This is a genomic window from Dendronalium sp. ChiSLP03b, assembly GCF_034531165.2.
GTDB lineage: Bacteria > Cyanobacteriota > Cyanobacteriia > Cyanobacteriales > Nostocaceae > Dendronalium > Dendronalium minutum.
Genome location: NZ_JAVRBR020000079.1, coordinates 1 through 6,650, shown reverse-complemented (window position 1 = coordinate 6,650; position 6,650 = coordinate 1). Strand labels below are relative to the sequence as shown.

Genomic DNA, 6,650 nt, shown 5'->3' with positions numbered 1-6,650 from the left:
GGAAAACCTTTTGTTATTCTAAGTCAGTAGAAATGCTGCAACTATCGATTAGGTTGTTAGTTTTTTATCTTAAAAACCGTTGTATTCCGATGCGGGGGCGAAGAAAGCGCGAGGATAAGGCGATCGCACAATTCATATCGTGATTCAGCAACGCCAATTTTTGAAACCTAGATATAGCAAGCTTTTTCAGCCTCTATTTCCGTTTTTGCAGGGATCTCGGCTCTATGCCGTCTAGAGCATGGAGAATTAGAGAACAAGCTCTTCGTCAACGGCAACGAACTATTAAGACGACTCCTACAAGGTTATTTAGACAGGCGCAGCGACGATGAGATAGAAAGTGATTGTTTCGGTAGTGACGGAGCCAAAAGAACCCATAAGCGGAAATTGTTCCGGAAACTAACAACAATATTTGGCACAGTCACAGTCAAAAGAATGGGTTACGGTGGCAGAAAAATAACCAGCCTCAGTCCATTAGATGCAGAATTAAACCTACCAACAGAACAATACTCACACGGAGTCAGGCAAAGAGTCGCCACAGAAGTAGCCTTAAACGGGTTTAACTCTACAGTAGAAATCATCAAAAAAACAACAGCAGCGCAAGTACCCAAGCGGCAAGTCGAAGAATTAGCGCAAACCAGTGCCAAAGACTTTAATGAGTTCTATGAATACCTTCAAGCACAATCAAAGCAATTAGAACAGACAGGAGAAATTATCGTTATCAGTGCCGATGGAAAGGGTGTAGTGATGCGTAGAGAAGATTTACGCCCTAGCACCCAAAAACGAGCAATGTCTGGACAAAAAAACTAGAAAAACGATTGAGCAAGGGAGAAAAGCGCAACTCAAAGCGGATGGCAACAGTAGCGGCTGTTTATACTATCAAACCGTTTATTCGTACAGCCCAACAAATCATCAACCCAAAGCAATTTCCGAACACCCTGCGTCCTCGCCCTGAAGGAAAGCGTGTTTGGGCTTCTTTAGTTAAAGAACCAGAAACAGTAATTTCCGAGGCGTTTGATGAGGCATTACACCGTGACCCAAATCAACAAAAAAACTGGGTAGCATTAGTTGATGGGAATAAGACACAATTACGTCTTCTCCAACAATTAGCTGGAAAACACAACATCAAACTTACCATTGTTCTTGATATTATCCATGTGATTGAGTATTTGTGGAAAGCAGCTTTTGTCTTCTATTCTCCCAGTAGTAAACAAGCCCAAGATTGGGTGAGTGAACGATTATTCCGCATCTTGTCAGGTCAATCCAGCTTGGTGGCTGCTGCTATGCGTCGCAGTGCTACCTTACGTGAACTGAAGCCCGAACAACGTTTGAGTGTTGATCAATGCGCTAACTATCTGCTCAATAATAGTGCTTTTCTCAAATACGATGATTACTTGGCTTTTGGTTTTCCCATTGCAACTGGCGTGATTGAGGGGGCTTGTCGTTACCTCATCAAAGACCGAATGGACATTACTGGCGCTCGATGGAGTCTTGAAGGTGCTGAGGCTGTTTTACGTCTTCGTTCTCTCTATGTTAGTGGTGATTGGAATGACTATTGGCGCTTTCATCTACAGCTTGAGCGTCAACGTCATCATCAGGCTCTTTATCTTGGTGGCATTCCTTTGCTCAAGGGTGTCACTCAAGCCCTTTGTTCCACTACTCCACCACCAACAGCAATGCTGGTTTGACTTCCTCTTTGTCTTCCTAAAAGAGCCGCACCCATTTTATTAGTAATCTTGAAGGTAATGCCAAAAAGTTTGCTAATTGTGTTCGCAGTCATTGGGGGATAGAAAATTCATTACATTGGGTACTGGATGTAGCTTTAAAAGAAGATGACTGTCGGATTAGGAAAGATAATGCTCCAGAAAACTTTGCAATATTGCGGCAGATTGCAGTTAACCTTTTAGGTAAAGAGAATCGTGTGAAACGGGGAATCAAGAATAAACAGTTCTTGGCAGCAATGGACAATAAATATTTAGAAAGAGTTTTAGCTTTAGCGTAAACTAGCCTGTCAATAATTTAGTTATGATTGTTACTTATTTTTAGGGGTAAGCTTACTTGTTCATGGCTGAATAGTTAGCTAATTTATCCTTAGACAAGGTTCTTTCATTAGAGATAAGCTAATTTACGTGTTAGCAAAATAATCGATTTGTTCTATTTATCTTTTTGCCAAATTTTGCATTTATATAAATGATTTTGAAATCCTTATTAGTTTTTGTTAGGAAATAAGGTGCGTTTCCCCTGCATGACATACTGCCAAATTGATAAAACTAAATATGTCACGTATATTTTCCCTATATGGGGACAATATATGAGATACAAAATCCTTACACAGCAAGAGTTATAAGTAGCACTTAAATCGTTAATTTGTGACGTGGAAAAAGTATTTGCCACAGACCCTGACAACTTTTGAGTCTGGTTACATTTCAGTAATTTTGGAAACACGGGAGCAAACTGTGACGTGATTTGCAGTTTTCTACTATTTCCGCAATTAAGTTGAATCCTGCATCGGATGTTACTTGCCCACCCTGAAAATTTACTACAAATGAAGGCGATTTTGGCTGTTCAAATCTGAATAGTTTTGGTACAGAGCGCATTGAAGCGGGGATCATACTTTATAACTGCTGAAATGCTTATCCTATAAACATTTTTGCAGTTTTGCCCCCCTTTTTTATCTCTTTGTGAGAAATCAGGGTATAAGTGTTTCTTATTTTCCACGACATTAAGTTAATCAATATGAGATAATTTCTCAATAAACTTAATTAACTAAAATGGCAAAAGTTTATACAAGTGTTCAGTGGGATGAAATCTGGGAAGAGGGCTTACAAACTGGAAAGATTACCTACCATTATGATGATGTTGAATGCGTTTCGATCTGGCAGCATCCACTTAAAAAAGGTCGATTTCATGAGACTTCACTTTGTCCGGGACTCCGAATAGAAATCTTTAATTTTGAGAATCCAGAGATTCATGGTTGTGATTCGGTCGATAGCAATTATCGCACTGTGTCGCTGGTTTTTCGGAGTTCAGGGATATGGAGAGAGCAAATCTTTGGTGTGAATGAAGATGCTTGCGAACAACCTGGAGAAAGTTATTTATTTTCTTTTGAAACAGGAACACGAGAAATTGAAAAATTTATGGCGGGAAGAGATATCAATATCAGAATCCGCCTGGAACCGCAGCTGTTGAGATTATTGAGTAAGGGTCAGGAAGCATATTTACCAAGCTTACTCAAACCATTCTTGGAAACTGACAAACCGCCTTCATTTTATCAATCACTTGGCAAAATGACCCCGGCAATGCAAGTAGCATTACAGCAAATACTTCAGTGTCCTTTTCAAGGAATCATGCGACGCACCTATTTAGAAGCTAAAACACTGGAATTAATCACCTTACAGTTCGCTCAACTGTTTCAGGATGGTACACCTTACAAGCAGTCGGTTAACATAAAGAAGGGCGATATTGAGCGCATCTATCAAGCCAGAGATATTTTACTCCAAAATATTACCAATCCACCTTCATTGATTGAATTAGCACGACAAGTCGAGTTAAATGATCGCAAACTCAAGCAGGGATTTCGTCAACTCTTGGGTACGACAGTGTTTGGATATCTGCATGATTATCGTTTAGAGAAAGCTTGTCAATTCCTCATGGAAGGACAGATGAATGTAGCTCAGGTGTCTTACGCTGTTGGATTTGCCAATAGAGGTTACTTTGCTGCTGCATTCCGCAAAAAATTTGGCATCAATCCCAGCGATTATCAAGCACAGTGGCGAAAAAAGTCCGGCTAGCGATCGCAAATGACCCTGTAGAGATCACTTGAAATCAGAAAATGCACTATTCTACCTAAAAGTTATTGAAATTTACTTGCAACTGTTGTGGGGACTTCGTGATTTTGGTGTCTAGAGCTATGGGTCAAAAATCTCACATTCTTTTCGCTGTAGGTGCGATCGCAATTATAACAATTCAACCTGCTCAAGCAGATTCGGATATCTCTCGCATTCAAGATATTATTCATCCTCAGCAAAGTGCTGCACTACTGGCTCAAGACCCTGGTGTAACGGTAGTACAGGTGACGGGAGTCAAAGCCAATCCCACTGACAAAGGTGTGGAGGTGATTTTACAGACAACTCTTGGGCAACAGTTGCAAGTGGTGAATCGCAGTGCTGGCAATAGCTTTATTGTTGACATTCCCAATGCACAATTGCGTAACAAGAGTGGTGACGCATTTACATTCCGTTCGCAAAAACCAGTTGAAGGTATTACCCAGATAACGGCGACTAATCTAGATGCCAATACTATCCGGGTGACAGTAACGGGTGAAGCGGGTTTACCAATCGTAGAGTTGTTTGACAGTCCAGACGAAGGTCTGATCTTTGGGGTGGCGAGTGTAGTTTCCACACCACAGCAACCTCAAACGTCACAAACGCCAGAACAAGAGCAGCCAACTAGTGAAACCCAACCGGAGCAAGAAGCATCAGCAGAAGATGATGAGCCAATTGAGTTGGTGGTGACAGGAGAACAAGATGGATACAGTGTAAGAGATTCCTCAACGGCTACTAAAATCGATACCCCTTTGCGTGACATTCCTCAGTCAATTCAGGTGATACCTCAACAAGTAATCCGCGATCAAAATATCACCCAACTGCAAGATGCCATTAGAAATGTTCCCGGTGTGAACGTGTTTACTCCTCCATCCTTTCCAACCGCTAATGTGTCCATCCGGGGCTTCCTTGTTGGTGCCTTCTCCGGAAATTATCTTAGGGATGGTTTGAGAGAACCTTCACAAACCACATTTGACTTCTCCAATATTGAGCGAGTGGAAGTCCTCAAAGGCCCGGCTTCAGTTCTGTTTGGTCGAGGACTTCCCGGTGGCACAGTCAACTTGATTACCAAACAGCCCCTAAGCGACCCCTTCTATACTGTTGATGCCACGATTGGCAGCTATGACTTCTACCGTAGCGCAGTCGATCTGTCTGGGCCATTGAATGACTCTGGAAGCGTTTTGTATCGACTAAACGCTGCTTACAAAAATGCAGGCAGTTTTGTAGATTTTCTTGAAAACGAATATCTACTCGTTGCTCCCGTTGTAAGTTTGGCAATCGGCGAGAAGACAAAGTTGACTCTGGAAGGAGAGTACATCGATTCTACGACTAACTCAACTAACTTGGGTATTCCAGCCGATGGTACTGTGCTTCCTAACCAGAATGGGAAGATACCGCGCAACCGCAATGTCAATGAACCTTCCGCTTTTAATGAGCTGACACTTGGTAGGGTTGGATACAGATTTGAGCATCAATTTAGTGACAACTGGTCATTACAAAACGCCTTTCGAGCAGTGTTTGAGCGTAACGAGCAAGAACTCTATCTCCCCACTAGCCTCGCGTCCAATAATCGAATCGTCAACCGTCTGGCCATTAAAGACAGAAGATTGGAGTCCGATTCCTATGACTTGTCTGTTGATTTGGCTGGTAAATTTTCAACTGGCTCAATTGAACATCAGTTACTAATCGGCACTACCCTCAGTTTTGACAGAACGACAGACCAAAGTTTTCGGGGTACTGCTGCGCCACTTGATCTGTTTAATCCTGTATACAACAGCACAGTTGGTTCTCTGAGTAGGGCAAGTGATGCCACCAAAACAGATTCACTGGGTATTTATATACAAGATCAAATCAAGCTGGTGGAAAATCTCAAAGTGCTGTTGGGTGTTCGGTTTGATACCTTCAAGCAAACCACAGAGAATCTTGTCGCTAATACAGAACTAGAACAATCTGATAATGCCTTCAGTCCCCGTTTTGGTATTGTCTATCAACCTATTACGCCAATTTCGCTCTACGCCAGCTATACTCGCTCGTTCAGTCCAGTGACAGGAATTGCTTTCGGTGACAACTCATTTCAACCAGAACGCGGCACGCAATATGAAGTCGGGGTTAAAGCAGATTTAAATAATCAGCTATCTGCAACTCTTGCCTTCTACGACATCATTCGCTCCAATGTCACAACGGCTGACAATAGACCAGGCGTACCACCAGGCTTTTCCATCCAAACGGGCGAACAACGCAGCCGAGGCATTGAACTGAGTCTGGCAGGCGAAATCTTACCGGGATGGGGCATCTTTGCGGGCTATGCTTATAATGATGCTCGTATTACTAAAGACAACACGTTTGCGGTAGATAACCGGGTGAATAACGCGCCAGAACATACCTTTAACCTGTGGACAACCTACGAAATTCAGCAAGGTTCATTGCAAGGCTTTGGGGTTGGTGCAGGATTCTTTTTTGTGGGCGATCGCCAGGGAGATTTAGGCAACACATTTACTGTGCCGAGCTATTTTCGTACGGATGCTGCTCTGTTCTACAGGCGAGATAGATTCCGAGCGCAGATCAATTTCAGAAATATATTTGACGTGGACTATTTTGAGTCTGCCGCAAATAGGGCGCGGCTTTTTGCGGGCGAACCGTTCACGGTACAGGGAACAATTTCGTGGGAGTTTTAGGATATCTTCTTGTTACAGCACTTCCGAGGTAAATGAGGTACACATAGTATTGGTGCATCAAGACTTAAAATGAAAGCATACTCAATCGATTTACGAGAAAAAATAGTAAATACTTACGAAAAGGGTGGTACTTCAATAAGAAAGGTTGCTGTGC

Annotated in this window: 2 protein-coding genes and 2 pseudogenes; all 4 read left to right on the top strand. The window is 42.4% G+C overall.

The features are described 5' to 3' along the window. Positions 1–219: 219 nt before the first annotated feature. Positions 220–1,685, top strand: a pseudogene (locus tag RMY31_RS19675) (ISKra4 family transposase); the annotation flags it as partial. Between the two features lie 32 nt (positions 1,686–1,717). Beyond that, a pseudogene (locus RMY31_RS19670) lies at positions 1,718–1,999 on the top strand (ISAs1 family transposase); the annotation flags it as partial. Positions 2,000–2,768: 769 nt separating this feature from the next. Continuing rightward, the gene (locus RMY31_RS19665) at positions 2,769–3,788 is read left to right on the top strand and encodes an AraC family transcriptional regulator (protein ID WP_322666979.1); all 1,020 of its coding nucleotides are present in this window, start codon (positions 2,769–2,771) and stop codon (positions 3,786–3,788) included. Between the two features lie 119 nt (positions 3,789–3,907). Further along, entirely contained in the window at positions 3,908–6,496 is a 2,589-nt protein-coding gene (locus RMY31_RS19660; RefSeq protein ID WP_322666977.1) for a TonB-dependent siderophore receptor, read from the top strand. Positions 6,497–6,650: the final 154 nt, after the last annotated feature.